Source organism: Endozoicomonas sp. Mp262 (assembly GCF_025643335.1).
In the GTDB taxonomy this organism is placed as follows: domain Bacteria; phylum Pseudomonadota; class Gammaproteobacteria; order Pseudomonadales; family Endozoicomonadaceae; genus Endonucleibacter.
This window is the reverse complement of sequence record NZ_CP092489.1, coordinates 1,283,836-1,299,155: the sequence shown is the minus strand read 5'-3', so window position 1 is coordinate 1,299,155 and position 15,320 is coordinate 1,283,836. Positions and strand designations below refer to the sequence as shown.

Annotated in this window: 4 protein-coding genes; 3 read left to right on the top strand and 1 reads right to left on the bottom strand. The window is 40.1% G+C overall.

What is annotated here, in order from left to right; genetic code table 11:
* Window positions 1-9: 9 nt before the first annotated feature.
* Window positions 10-11,355: a hypothetical protein gene (locus tag MJ595_RS05660; RefSeq protein WP_263081494.1), complete on the bottom strand. Its 11,346-nt coding sequence runs from the start codon at window positions 11,353-11,355 to the stop codon at window positions 10-12.
* 222 nt (window positions 11,356-11,577) lie between these two features.
* Between MJ595_RS05660 and pstA the strand changes: the two genes are divergently transcribed.
* From pstA to phoU, 3 genes are all read left to right on the top strand, one after another.
* A complete protein-coding gene (gene pstA, locus MJ595_RS05655) occupies window positions 11,578-13,230 on the top strand; it encodes a phosphate ABC transporter permease PstA (RefSeq protein WP_263081493.1) in 1,653 nt (550 codons plus the stop codon).
* Window positions 13,231-13,683: 453 nt separating this feature from the next.
* On the top strand, window positions 13,684-14,454 hold the full coding sequence (gene pstB, locus MJ595_RS05650) for a phosphate ABC transporter ATP-binding protein PstB (protein WP_263322465.1): 771 nt from the start codon (window positions 13,684-13,686) through the stop codon (window positions 14,452-14,454).
* Window positions 14,454-15,179: a phosphate signaling complex protein PhoU gene (phoU, locus tag MJ595_RS05645; protein ID WP_263081492.1), complete on the top strand. Its 726-nt coding sequence runs from the start codon at window positions 14,454-14,456 to the stop codon at window positions 15,177-15,179. The genes pstB and phoU overlap by 1 nt, the downstream gene beginning before the upstream one ends.
* Window positions 15,180-15,320: the final 141 nt, after the last annotated feature.

Here is a 15,320-nt window from a genome sequence, read left to right as displayed (position 1 = left end):
GTACCTATCTTACATTACAGGAACCATGGGAGGGGGTGGTACAATTCTAATTTGCTGCTGGCTCTCCCTGAACTGGTCACAGCATCTTGCTTCCTGAACCAGCCTGCCTTGAACTTGGGACTGATAGCACTGAATTAGACGAGCTTTTAATTCACCTTTAACATACTCAGAGAGTGCCTCTCTACTGGCATGATCCGTTATTTTCGTTTTTACAAAAAGTTCCGCTGTTTGAGAAAACTCGTCAAGGGATGACTCAAGATCGTCATATGCGTCCATTTTAGAAATATCAATATCTTCCATACTTTGAGCACTTGTTTTCTCAATTTTAAAGCGATCATCTTCTTTTTTTCTAAAATCAACTTTAAATTTTCTAAACTGTTCTGCCTTTTCTTTTCCCTTAACTCCATCTCTCTCCTTAACCATATACGAATCAATTTTTAACCTGAAATAAGAAAAATCACTACTAGGCTTTTTATTCACTCCCCTTCGATCATCACTATAAGATTTACACCTAAAGTCTATTGACTGGTTCAATTTATCTAAATAAAGTCTCTGCTTTCTGCCATTTGCATCTGTAGAAAAATAGGTAGAGTGCGTACCAAAAAGCTGATCAATTTTATCACACAACAATGGAAGCTCTTCACTGACAGTAACATCTTCCCTTCTTATAGGAATACCAACCTCTGAAAAATTACTTAAAAACTCTCTGAGAACTTTATTAAAAGCTTGGGCCATCTGAAACCTTCTAATCTCAGCAATCTTTTTTGAAGGAGATAAATCTTCAGACTCAATAGATACTAACAGTTTCTTCGCTTCAGGAATAACTTTTAGTTCTTTAACTTCTTTTTCAAGCTCTTTTAACAATACTTCTTTAGAATCAAGCTCTTCCTTAACACTTAAAATACTGTTTGAAAATGATGTTTTAAGCGTATTTATAGCATCATCGCCAACCATTTCTTCAAGTTTTTTTAGACCTTCATCATCACCAGAAACATTTAAATCAGTTTTAAGATGATCAACGATTTCTTCAATTTTCCTTTTAATATTTTTAACCTCATTTTCAAAAACACCAGTCAGCTTTTTTACTGAAGCCGCAAATTCATCACGTGCTTTTTGACTGGATGTTTTCAACAAGGTTTCATCATCCAGTATAGAATCAGACAAAACATCTAAAACACCTGATATCTTATCTTGCATTCCTCCTTGCATGTACTTCTTTTCAAATCCCTGACTTTCTTTCACTTCCGCAATAAGAACAGGTTTACACCTGGCCTCACGTAGCAACCCTTCTCCTCTATGGAGTATATTTACAGCTGTATTTTCAACAAACGCTTGATTTTCTTCCGCTTTATCCGCAACATTATTTAAACTACCATTAAATCTTGATGTGGTTTTTGGTGTCACAGGATTAGCTCTTGACTTATGAGTCTTACTATTTTGATTTTTTGGAGACCCATTTTTTACATCATGTTCAAGCTTGGATTTTAAAACTACCTCTCTATGTTTCTGTCCTAGCTCATCTTTAATATCACAGAATGCAGAAACGACCTTATCATCAACCTGCAGCTTTTCCTGTCTGAATAAGTTTTGTAATACTGCATGCTGCTGCCCTTTGCTACCTGCCTGTTCAAACTCTCTTGTGGCTTTAGAAAAATCAAGTTCCACACGTCTGGCCATATGTGCTGTTTTACAGGCCATAATAGTTTTCCATTCTAATTTTTTAAATGTCTTCAATGCGGAAATATGCTCTGCAGCCACCCCATCAGTTTTCCATTTTCTCTCAAGTTGACCAAGGGCAGTCTCTGCCTTTTTTTCAATCAGCTGATATTGATCATCTTCTCTGGAATCCTTGCTATCAAAATCTAAACTTATTTTTTCTTCCATTGCTTTGAGTAAAGCGGTCGAAGGTGTTTGACCTTCTGTTATTAATTTACGCTTAGCACTTTCCATCTCTTTCCAGCAGTCCAGTGCTTGTTTCTGAACCCCTTGAGCCTCAGGCCGTTGAGGACGCCAGTCTTCCAGCTCCTCCTTACTGACTGAAACAGTTCCGTCAAAACTTCTCTGTTCATCATTATTTCTATCTCTCCCCAGTGCTTGCTGTATATCTGATGAAGAAAGACCAAATAGATTTTTAAAGATAAATACCGTATTTTTATTCTGGGCGGCAGTATACCCCCGGGTTTCTGTCATCCAGGTAATATAGCCACGACCTCCGTTTTTTCTTATTTCAGCTTCGTCAGCCTCAGTTAGCCTTTCACCTAATACACCATTATTATTATCCGGTGTTTTCCCATAGCGTTCATGACCTTCGGTATATCGATAATATTCTCCATTTTTAAAATAGAGATGCCCTAAAACTTTTTTCGCTCTATGCCCCTTTATAGCCTTGTTAAAAGCCTTTTCCCCTTTTATAGCAAGTGCCATTGATGGGGGAGTTCCATTATTACCTGAAAACCCTGGAAAACAGACTATCAAGTCCCTATCTGGACCATAGGAGTCAATTGCTTTTTCAAGGGTTTGCTGGAGATCTTCTTTTTTAGTTTCCAGGCTCCATTTGGAATCAAGAAGATAGCGCTCTGAACGTTGCTCACAGGTAGTAACATGTTTGTTTGTATTTTTTTCAACATCATCCACTGATTCTGCATTGGCCAACAAGGCTGCCCCATACTCTGTGTTAGTTGATGCTGACATATATATCCCATGAGTTAAGCTAGTATCATAGCTTAGCTGCAACTCTATAATATCGGCTGAAGAAACTTGAGTGTTTAATGTGTTCAAAACAGACTGGTTAATAAATCTGGATATATCATCAGCATCATTAAATGTATCACATTCATCTCTGATAATGAGAGGGTGACTACTTCCTCCGGTTCCGGTTAACACCCCGATTATTTCATCAAGAATCAAATACTGTGCCCTGAATTCTGGATTATTAGCAATAGCTTGATGTAACTGTAGAAGGGATTGCAGATCAGTTGTGGACATGCTGGCAGGGATTAGCATACCACTTTCTGTCCCTGTAACTGGTAGCCCCCTTACCATATTCAACACTTCTGATAGTGCTTGACCATTGACCCACCATTGATGATTTTCTTCAAATCTCTCCCGGATATTGATACGCTGATACCTGTATCCTTGAGTCCTGGCGAAGCGGGACATTTCCACATCAAAATTATTTACATTTTCCTCAGGTGCTATATAGATGGCTCCTAAGCCTTCACGACACGCCTGCATACAATAGAGCTTTGCCATCTCTGTTTTACCAAAGCCCGTTCCCCATTGGCAATTGATTTTATATGGCTTACCTTTATTTTCCGGTTTAGCCATTTCACTGATTTTCTTTGTTATTTCTGTAGCAGGCTTAACCTGATAATCTCTTAGCAGAGTTTTTCTCTTGGCTTCGTATAGTCTTGCTGAAATATTTTCCACTGTTAAACTTTCTGATTCTGCACTAATCAACCTGGCTTTCATGGCGCTGAGTCGACCACATATATCATAATTCAGGAAGTTCAATCTTTGACATTCTTCTTTAAATTGATCTTCAGACAAATTTCGCCTATTCCTCTCCAACTCTTCAGTGGCAGAAATAAATTTCCCAAAATCCCGAATCAAGCTGTAGGTGGCATTTTTCCCTGATTCAGCAATCATATAGGCCATCATCACCCTGGCAAACTCTACACTTACTTTATTATTAGCAAAGTAATTCTTGGCATCTTCTATACTGCAAGGCAACAGCTCTTTAGGCATTTTTGCAAACACTGATCTTTCAAGCTTTGCACAATCCTCAACATATCCTAAATGCTCTTCTTTTAATGCCTGAAAACTTTTATTTAACCTTTTAATTTTTTCTTTTATAGATAACTTATGATCATCAGCACTTAACTGTGTACCTTTAAAGGCTGTTAGATCAGGAAAAACCTCCAAAACAAACTGATCTCTTTCATTTTTACGTTTTAATACCATCCTATCCAATTGACCATGCTTATCAGGAAATTCAAGCCTCATAAATTCAGTATATTTATCTTGCTGTAATGCAAAATCCGAAGGTAGTCTTCTTGTTTTAATTTCAGCAATATGTGCTTGCTCAGTTTCTCTTGTTTTAGAACCCTTACGCTCCTTTTCAATTTCAACTGAGTCCGGCAATGTTATCCTAAAATTGGACAACAAGTCATCATCAGTACTTTTATATAAAACATCAACAAATTTATCTTGAGATATAGATATTAACTCTTTCTTGCACTCACTTAAAGATTTTTGATCAAACCAGGCTCTATTTACTCCATGCAGCTCGTCTATTATATCTCCAACAATTTTTTTAAACTTATCTATATCAGGAATCTCACCGCTCTCTTTTAAAAGTTCCTGATAAGCTTGCCAGGCTTGCTTAATCAAGAAAGATTGATGCCCCTGACACTCCGGCTTGTTATGACATGCAGCCCAGGCATAAACACTACCTTCAAGAATTTCTTTATTTTGATCTTTATCATTGAGTGCTTCACATCTCAAAACCGGAACTTCTTTTCCTCCACGGTTATCAATTTTTGAATTAACCAGCCTGAAATAATAAACTTTATCCTTAACACGAACTAACTCGCCAACTTCATCAGAAACTGTGTCTGACAATGGAATACTATCCCTATGAAGCTGACCACTTGGGCTCAATCCCTTAAATGGACTTTGATAATCTGGATAACTAAGATATAATCTTTGATCGCATTCCCTTCTGGATCCTAATAAATCAACAGACAGCTTTCCATACTGACCCTGGCTATTTTTCGATTGTATAAATATCAATGCAGGTGTTGACTGTTTATCCACAGCCATTTGCTCACCAACTGCTTTATGTTGTTTAAATACAACCTTATCCACACCTATTTGGTCAAAAAATGTGTCCAATAGTCCTTGCTCACCTCTATCACCTGTTTTTTCTTCATCCTCTTTACCTGATCTCTCAAACTTAGATGAATAATTGAGTTTTCCTTTTTTAAAACATTCCAGCTCTTGTTGATGATACTTACTTTGGTGGCTACCTTTTAGCCTTTCTTCACTGGCCGACTCGATAGCCAATAACTGCTGACATTGATTCAGGAACTTCTCATTTCTTAACACGCCTGGATTACTGGTTTCACCTTCTTCCCGAGAGTAACGCTCGGAAAGTATTACAACAACAGGAGAATTTATATCAGTAGCCTTTTTTTCCAAGGCAATCAATAAGACGGCCATTGCTGGTTTTTCCACAAGTCCATGATTCAAACAAATCTCATTAAGCATTCTATCGATACTTTGCAAATACCCTTGTTTAAAATCACTCCCACCTTCTTTCAAATAGATATCTTTTTTCCCTTTCATAACACGTCGCTGCTTAGGCTTTTGCCTTTGAACCATCCATATCACATCATTTAGAAAGCCCCTATCCTCCAGTAATGCTTCTGCTTTAGTTAACTCTTTAGCAGATAACTTTTGACATGATGTGGGAATCTCATATTTCTTTACTATGCCTCCACTAGCTCCAAGCTTTTCAAGCCGCTTATTCAGAGAAACAATATAGTTTTCATCATGACTACCATGTTTCAAGCTTTCGACATGTTTATTAACAGCTTCAAGTGCTAAGTTAACATGCGCATCAAGATGTTCTTTAAACTCAGGTAACATTTTTCCGGCATGCTTACTTAGCTGACTTGAGCCTAGTCTTAAAATAGCATTTTCTATATCTTGATATTTTTTTCTACGATCCTCTAATTCCTTAAAAGTGCCTGGAGCTCTGCTACCAAGTAAAGTTTTTCCTGTATCTACCAATTGAGAGAGTACCTGGCGAGTTGAATCTAAGACTCTATAACTTGATACAACAAGGTTCAACTCTTCATCTTTTGTATCCAAGGCCTGTTCTTTAAAAATAACATCTGTGACATTTGCAACGAACTCATCTTCAACGATCGTCAATAAAGAGCTGTCATTTTCACCTGAATTCTGCCGCCCAATCTTTCCATTAAAATTTTTAATAATGTTATTATCAGTGGACTCATGCTTTTGCTCACCAGATAATATCCATTGATGGCTAACATCAAGCTCAGTCATTTTTCTCTCTTGCTTGCTTACCTCTTCTTCTAGCAATAAGCCTGCTTTTTGTGCTGCTATCTTCATAACATGATCAGAGCGTAGTTTCTCACCTTGACCAACCTCTAACTCAAGGGCTTCCATGTCACTATTAATTTCAGAACTAAGTGACTGAATAGTACGAACATACTCTTTATATACTTCAGCCTGCTGACTTACAACTTCTATCCCCTTCATGGCTGGCTCACCAAGAGATGTCGGTTTTTTAGCTGGAGAAACCTGGCGGAGCTGTTTCACCATTTTTTCCTTAGCTTTAATTTCTTTTAATATTCCCCTCTTCATAACCTGTAAAACTTGATTTACATGCTCTCTTTCATCCGCCCCAAGTAAATTTTTACTATATTCCTCCAGAGCATGCTTTAATCGCTCGCCAGCTTTAAATTCAATACCCAGCAATGCTCCATCATCAGCAGGACTATTTAAATACAATTTATTTTTAAATTCTTCCGCCTTCTTTTCTGCTTCATCCAGCTTTTTCTTTAAGTCTTCCTTTTCCTTTCCTTCTTTTTCAAGTTCAATGTTAAGTTTTTCAAGCTCAACTTCAACTGCTTTTTTATCTTCAAGTACTTTATTTTTCTCGTCTGTATGTCTTTTATCATCCTCACTCTTTTCATGCTTCAGTTGTTCAACATTTTTCTCCACCACTAACTTTTCACGTTCTTTTTCCTGAAGCCTGTTTTTATATTCCTCAATCTCATTAATATGCCTTTGAATATTATCTTCAGCCATTTTTCTTAGTTTTTCTATCTCATCAAGAGCTTTATCACCATTTTCTTTTTCTCCAGTTTCTGTGCAATAGGTTTCCAGCCTTTTTCTTAAGTCCTCAATTCTATCTTCTAGAGCTTTTATCTCACCTAGAGAGTCAATATCACCTTTTTTCAGAGCTGATGCCAACTTAGCCTCAATATCATTCACACCCTTCAATAGCTCTTTAGGTAATCTTAATTTTAACTTATCAGATAGTTCATCCCGTATATTAGCTCTTGCTCTTAAAAGCCATTTTCTAGCTATATTTTCAACCCGCTGATCTCTTTCCAGTTGTTTTATACGAAGCGCCCGTTTTTTTATTTGATGATCAAGAGTTAACACTTTCTCTTCAGACTTCCTATTTTGCTCCCTGATCTTATCTAAATGTTGAAGTGCTTTATCTTTAATAGACATCAATTGATCTTTTAAGATCTTCTTATCTTCATTTCCTTCAAGAGAAGCAATTTCATCACCTATAGTAATAACAGCCTTCTCCAACGATTCAATAGAATCAGCACTTGCAACAATTTCATTGACTCGAGCAACTTCTTCACTAAACTCCTTACCTGCAGTAATCTTTCTAGCTTCATCCTTAAGAGTATCAATTTTATCCTGCATGGCTATCTGTAAGTTTTCTTTTTCTTTGAGAAGATCAGTTTTAGCTTGTTCAAATTTCTTTCTTTCTTTTTCTAATTTTTCCCTTTCGATTTCTATTTCTTGTTCAAATTCTTTATTTTTATCAGAAAGCTGTGTTTTATACTCATTTTCCTTATCTATAAGAACCTTTTCCTGATTATCCTTTAGCTCCCTAAACCGTGATTGATAGTCTTCCTCTGCTTGTCTCTTTTCTTTCTCTAATAGCGTGAGTTCTTCTTTGTACTTCTTTTCCGCATCAGTCCCTTCTGTTTTAGCCTCTTGGAGCTGTAACCTTGCTGTTTTTAATGCTCCATCAAGCTCTTTTACTTTTTCTCTCAGGTGCTGGAGCTCACCTTGCTCAAGTTTATCCTTCGCGGCTTTCTCTTCATTGTACTGGGCTGTCATTTCCTGCAGATGACGTTGCAGTTCTTCTATCTTTTTCTGCTGCTGTTGGCCAGTTTCCTTTCCATTATTGGTCAACTCCTCTATTTTACGGGTTAACTCTTTGATTTCGTCAGCCTGTTTTTTAATCGCTTTTTCTTTGTCTTCCTTCAGCTCCTGATATTTACTCTTATACTCCTCTTCAGCTTTCTTCTTTTCTGTCTCTAATAGCATGAGTTCTTCTTTGTACTTCTTTTCCGCATCAGTCCCTTCTGTTTTAGCCTCTTGGAGCTGTAACCTTGCTGTTTTTAATGCTCCATCAAGCTCTTTTACTTTTTCTCTCAGGTGCTGGAGCTCACCTTGCTCAAGTTTATCCTTCGCGGCTTTCTCTTCATTGTACTGGGCTGTCATTTCCTGCAGATGACGTTGCAGTTCTTCTATCTTTTTCTGCTGCTGTTGGCCAGTTTCCTTTCCATTATTGGTCAACTCCTCTATTTTACGGGTTAACTCTTTGATTTCGTCAGCCTGTTTTTTAATCGCTTTTTCTTTGTCTTCCTTCAGCTCCTGATATTTACTCTTATACTCCTCTTCAGCTTTCTTCTTTTCTGTCTCTAATAGCATGAGTTCTTCTTTGTATTTCTTTTCCGCATCAGTCCCTTCTGTTTTAGCCCCTTGGAGCTGTAACCTTGCTGTTTTTAATGCTCCATCAAGCTCTTTTACCTTTTCTCTCAGGTGTTGGAGCTCACCTTGCTCAAGTTTATCCTTCGCGGCTTTCTCTTCATTGTACTGGGCTGTCATTTCCTGTAGATGACGTTGCAGTTCTTCAATCTTTTTCTGCTGCTGTTGGCCAGTTTCCTTTCCATTACTGGTCAGCTCCTCTATTTTACGGGTTAACTCTTTGATTTCGTCAGCCTGTTTTTTAATCGCTTTTTCTTTGTCTTCCTTCAGCTCCTGATATTTACTCTTATACTCCTCTTCAGCTTTCTTCTTTTCTGTCTCTAATAGCGTGAGTTCTTCTTTGTACTTCTTTTCCGCATCAGTCCCTTCTGTTTTAGCCTCTTGGAGCTGTAACCTTGCTGTTTTTAATGCTCCATCAAGCTCTTTTACCTTTTCTCTCAGGTGTTGGAGCTCACCTTGCTCAAGTTTATCCTTCGCGGCTTTCTCTTCATTGTACTGGGCTGTCATTTCCTGTAGATGACGTTGCAGTTCTTCAATCTTTTTCTGCTGCTGTTGGCCAGTTTCCTCTCCCTCTCTGACCAACTTATCTATTCTGGCTTTTAGATGGTTAATCTCATCTGCCTTATCTTTAAGTTCCCTTTCCTTTCGTTCCTGTAAATCCTTATACTGCTTCTGGTAAGTAATTTCTTGATTTTTCAGCTGTTCTTTTAGTTGTTCAATTTCTCTATAAATCTGTTCATTATTATGCTCTGCTAATTCTAACTTCCTCCTTGAATCCTGTAATTGATGTCGAAGCTGATCAATTTCTAGTTTTCTTAATGATAATTCTTTCTCTAATTTTTCAATAATTTGATCTTTAGTGTGTAAATCCTCTTTAATTCGATAATTTTCTTTCTGAAGCTGCTCTAACTCTTCTGTGCAGCTTCTCAGACGTTCCATTACACGGCTTAGTTCAGCCTTTAACTCTGATTCTATTTGACTAAATAGCTCCTCTTGCTTACTTTTTTCTTCAAAAGCTTGTCTTAGCCTATCTTCTAGTTCATTTAATTGGATATTCTTAAATTCTCCTTCTCGTCGAAGATGATCAAGTTCTCTCTCAAGATCATTAATTATACGGTCTCGCCGTTCAATTTCTTTATTTTGCGCCTCCAGCTGCTCTATTTTTAATTGATGCTGCACGACAGCTTTAGAAAGCTCTTCAATGCTGGCAGATAGACTTCTATTTTGAGCTAATAATGCTTCTTTAGTGTGGTGGGCATCATCAAGCTGCTCTTCAAGAAACCACAACTTACTTTGTGCCTCAGATAGCCTTTCTTTACTTATTTGAAGCTCTGCCTTTAGCTCAGTGATTTCCCTATGCCGTTCTAAACCATCATGATTCGCTAAATCAATCCTTTCTTTTAGTTCAGCCACCTGCTTTTTTAACCCTGCCTTTTGTTCTTTTAAAGCGGCAACTTTATCTTTTAAATTATTCTCAACATCCTTATTATCCGTTTTCTTCAATTCTTTTTCTTTTGGTAGTAATTTAAGCTGCCGTTCAGCTTCTTCCAACCGCCTGGTTACATCTTTCAGATCACCATTCGCTTTATCAAAATTCAGCCTTTCTTTATTAAGACGGTCTATTTCTTTAGCCAGTTTCTTTGTTTCACCCTTTAATCGATCAATTTCATTCTGTTGTAAAGAGGAAGGCTGAGCACCATAAGGCTTGCTATTTTTTTGCAGATTTTTAATTTGATTATTGGCCTTATTCAACTTGCCATTTAAAGAATCAATCTGTTTCTGCAGTTTATCTGAAGGATTGGGATTACCTGGGCTTGAGCTCCTTTCAGGAATGCGTGCTGGCCGCTTCGCAGGTAAATAGGGCCGAGGAGGGATATGGGGGCTTACAGGATAGTTTACCCGCTTGGAAGCCTTAGTATAAAACTGCGGTAGCCCAATATCTCCCGCCCTATACCGATTTATCCAGGGATCGATATAACCAACCCAGGGTACAAAAAATGGATTAGGCATAATCAATGGCTGAACCGTTGGCATACCCCAATAAAGCGGAGGGGGGATAAAAACGGGCTGACTGCCATCAGGACGCGGGATATAGGTTGTAGTTTGAGAAGCTCCGCCCATCATTCCGACCATAGGATTCCAGGTTGATGCTTCATAACGCTGGTTTTGGGATAAAGGCTTTATTTTCTCCAGCAAGGTGCTAAAGCATACAGGCTGAGGTGTCATTAACGGGGGAACGAGTTGAGAAAATGCCGCCGGAGGTAGCCCTTGCTCCACCGCTGCCGTTGTCAGATCCTGGTGAGCCTGGATTAATTCGTTATGGATGTTACTGGCTATTTGAGAAGCATTCTGGAGAATCTGAGCCTTTTTTTGATGATACTGATCGAGAATTTCTTTTGGCGTATTAGCAGCCGGTGGTTCAACCGCCCACGATGCAATTAAAGCACCGGAAGCATCATATTCATTAAAACAGAAAGTAAATGCTTTCGGTGATTCATCGGGTTGAAAAAAAGAAGCTAATAACTGTTGCTGGCTATAACACTGTGAGATTCTATTTCTTAAGACTTCCAGGTGGTCTGGCGCTTGCTCAATATTATTCACATCACTAATTTGTTGACCTGGTAACAAGGCTTGCCGATTTTCTATATGTTTAAATTCTGGTTTATTACTGGAATGACTTTCAGGAATATGTTTTTCAGCCGCGGTTTTTCCAGCAGGGTATTGATTATCATCCGGCGTATCCCGGGGTGGATTAATCCCACCCGTTCCGGGAGGGAGCCCTTTGATTCCGCGAGGCATTGCTTCCAGTCCATAGAATATTAGTGTTAATTAAATAATTATAGGCAGTTAACTATGAATAATCGCTATTCGCCATAATACTGAAACTTATCCGTTATTTATCTGAAAGCAAAAACAGATGTCATTAAACTGTCATATTGATAATTAATAATACCCATGCAGTAGATTGCTCCCTGATAGCCCCGTATATTGCAGTATGGCAACTTATAGATATGGGTAAATATGAAGGCCTGGTTTAAAAGTGGTTCTCCCTGGATTTGGCTAAATGCTGGGTCAGTAGCTATTAGCCTTATTCTCGTATTCGGCCTGCTAGGGCTAATTGCTATTCGTGGCCTGGGGCATTTTTGGCCCGGACAGGTATTAGTGACGGATTACAATATTCCCGGTAAAAGCACTCAGGTGATAGCTGGTGAAATAGCCGACAAAGAAAATGTTTCTGTCAGCCGCCTGCAGGCCGCAGGACTGCCGGTTAAAAATGACAGTGCTACCCTAACCAGAAGCTTGCTCAAAACAGGCAATAGAGACATCACTGGAACTGACTTTGTCTGGGTCATCAACTCATGGCTGCACAATGGCCACTATCCAAAAAACATGTTGACCCTGGAGCGTAGGGAATGGGGTAACTTTTATGGTTATCTTCACTCCGTAAAGGAAAACGGAAAAATTATTGCCGAAGGTGACCAGGCTTGGCAAGAACTTCAGACCCGGGTCAATCGGGCACTCACTATTTATGATGACATTTATGACATAGAAAAACATGAGATTGGTGCAATCAATGCCGGTCTTGAACAGCTCCGTCTCAAGTCTCGAAAGATGGAACTAAACAATACCCGGAATCCTGCCGCCCTGGCTGATTTAGCTGCCAGAAAAAGCGAGCTAAATACCCGCTATCGTAGACTGGAAATCCAATTACAAAAACTGTATCACGCTTTCAACAGGGACAGCCTTACCCTTAGGACAGTGGATGGCAAAGCAACGGAGTTGCCCATCAGTAAAATTATCAGAGCTTATCACCCCAATGATATGTCCTTACTGGATAAAATGGATTTTTACTTTGATAAGGTTCATGAATTTATTACGGCTGATCCAAGGGAAGCCAATACCGAAGGGGGCGTATTTCCGGCTATTTTTGGTACTGTCATGATGGTTATTCTCATGTCCATCATTGTCACCCCGTTTGGCGTGGTAGCTGCCGTCTATCTCCGGGAATATGCACGGCAAGGCTGGCTGACCCGCACAATAAGAATTGCAGTCAATAATTTAGCCGGCGTACCTTCTATTGTTTATGGCGTCTTTGGCCTGGGCTTTTTTATTTACGTTCTGGGAGGAAAAATTGATCTATTATTTTTCCCGGAAGCATTGCCATCACCAACCTTTGGAACCCCCGGACTGCTCTGGGCTTCAATCACCCTGGCTCTATTAACCCTGCCAGTGGTCATTGTTGCCACAGAAGAAGGACTTTCCAGAATCCCGGCATCAGTGCGCGAAGGTAGTTTGGCTCTGGGTGCAACTAAAGCAGAAACATTGTGGCGAGTGGTTCTACCCATGGCCAGCCCGGCCATGATGACTGGACTGATTCTTGCGGTTGCCCGTGCCGCGGGAGAAGTAGCGCCACTGATGCTGGTCGGTGTTGTCAAACTTGCCCCCGGTTTACCGGTGGATGGAAACTTTCCTTACCTGCACCTGGATCAGAAATTTATGCACCTGGGCTTTCATATTTATGATGTAGGCTTCCAAAGCCCCAATGTAGAGGCTGCAAGGCCTTTGGTTTACGCAACCGCATTGCTGCTGGTTGTGGTTATTGCTGCCCTGAATTTGTCAGCAGTGGCCATCCGGAATCATCTGAGGGAAAAGTATAAAAGTCTGGAGGTCTAGGGGTTCAGGGTTCGGGGGAATAGGGAATAGGGAATGGTCACTCCCGTATGCATTCCCAGGGAGGAGAGGCTGTCGCAAAAGTATGCTTTGTTTTAACCACAAAGACACAGAGGCACAAAGTTTTCTTGTTTTGTCCCTTATCAGGAGCAAAAATGATAAAAAAAACGCTTTTCTCTGTGTCTTTGTGTCTCCGTGGTGAATAAAGGAGTAAAAAACTCTACTTTTTATCTACAGGACTGGGTTTCGCGACACCCTGGGAACGAGTAATATTTTTTATCCCTGACAAATAGGTCATTCCATCCAGCTTCAATAAACAGTTTAATGAGAGAGTGAATCATGCAAAATGAGATGCTGGATTTGAAAGTGAAACCAGAAAACAGAGAGAAGCCTTCCTCCCTGAAAAACAATATCCCGGCATTTAATCTGGAAAGCCTCGGACGTACCCGACAGAAACTGGGGCTGGAAGAAGAGGAAACCTGTCTGGACGTACATAAACTAAGTCTTTATTACAATAAAAAGCAGGCTTTGTTTGATATTTCCATGAAAATTCCCAAGCGCCGCGTAACCGCTTTTATCGGCCCTTCAGGCTGCGGTAAATCAACGCTACTACGCACCATGAATCGTATGAACGATTTGGTGGAGGGCTGTGAAGTCCAGGGAGCCATTTATCTGGACAACACCAATATCTACGACAAATCCATCAATGTTGCAGACCTCCGCCGACGGGTGGGCATGGTTTTCCAGAAGCCTAACCCCTTTCCTAAAACCGTTTATGAAAATGTCGCTTACGGACTTCGCATTCAGGGCATTAATAAAAAGCGGGTACTGGATGATGCAGTTGAGTGGGCCCTTCGAAATGCAGCACTCTGGGATGAAGTGAAAGACCGCCTCCATGAAAATGCCTTGGGTATGTCCGGCGGACAACAGCAGCGACTGGTCATTGCCAGAACCATTGCTGTGGAACCAGAGGTTCTGCTGCTTGATGAACCTGCATCGGCGCTGGACCCTATCTCCACGCTGAAAATTGAAGAGTTGATTAATAACCTTAAGTCACGGTTTACCATTGCCATCGTCACCCACAACATGCAGCAGGCCGCCAGGGTTTCTGACTATACCGCTTTTGTGCACATGGGTAGGCTGATCGAGTATGGTGATACCGATACACTGTTCACTAACCCCACCCAGAGGCAAACTGAAGATTACATCACAGGACGGTATGGCTGATGGATAGCAGAAACAATCCCTTTGCCCCTCATATTTCACAGCAATTCAGTGCTGAGCTGGAAGATTTGCGAAATAACCTGCTGGCCATGGGAGGCCAGGTTGAAAAACAGGTTTCAGAGGCTGTTGAGTCACTGATTACTGCAAACAGTGAACAGGCTCAAAAGGTGTCCGAGCAAGACAGCGATATTAATTTCATGGAAATCTCCATTGATGAAGAGTGTACCCGGATTCTGGCCAGGAGACAGCCTGCGGCTACAGACCTGCGTTTGGTGATTGCTTGCTCAAAAGCCTCTTCCGATCTTGAGCGCATTGGTGACGAAGCCGCCAAAATAGCACGGTTCGCCATCAAACTGAGTGAACAGGGAGAAGCCCCCAGAGGCTATATCGAAACCCGCCATATTGGTCATCATGTTCGCCAGATGGTTCAGGATGCCCTTAATGCTTTTGCCCGCTTTGATGCTGATATGGCATTGGCTGTGGCTAAGGAAGACAAGGCAGTTGACCGGGAATACCAAAGCGCAACCCGAGAGCTGGTCACCTACATGATGGAAGATCCCCGGTCTATTACACGGGTACTGAATATTATGTGGGTATTGCGTTCCCTTGAGCGAATAGGTGATCACGCCCGTAATATTGCAGAATATGTCATTTATCTTGTAAAAGGCACCGATGTTCGCCATATCGGTATCACTCGCATTCAAAAGGAGGTATTCGATGGTGAATAACCGTCGAATACCTTCCTTCATTAATCAATCATTTTTTATTGCCTATTTATTGACAAATAAATCTGAAATAAAAAATACCTTAATCAAAAAACCATTCACTTCTTTTTCTATCTCTTTCAAGATCAAAATTCTAAACTAACA

What these genes read in the sequence shown, in the direction of transcription:
- phoU (WP_263081492.1), top strand. Translation starts at nt 14,454, where the DNA reads ATGGATAGCAGAAACAATCCCTTTGCCCCTCATATTTCACAGCAATTC.
- pstA (WP_263081493.1), top strand. Translation starts at nt 11,578, where the DNA reads ATGAAGGCCTGGTTTAAAAGTGGTTCTCCCTGGATTTGGCTAAATGCT.
- MJ595_RS05660 (WP_263081494.1), bottom strand. Translation starts at nt 11,355, where the DNA reads ATGCCTCGCGGAATCAAAGGGCTCCCTCCCGGAACGGGTGGGATTAAT.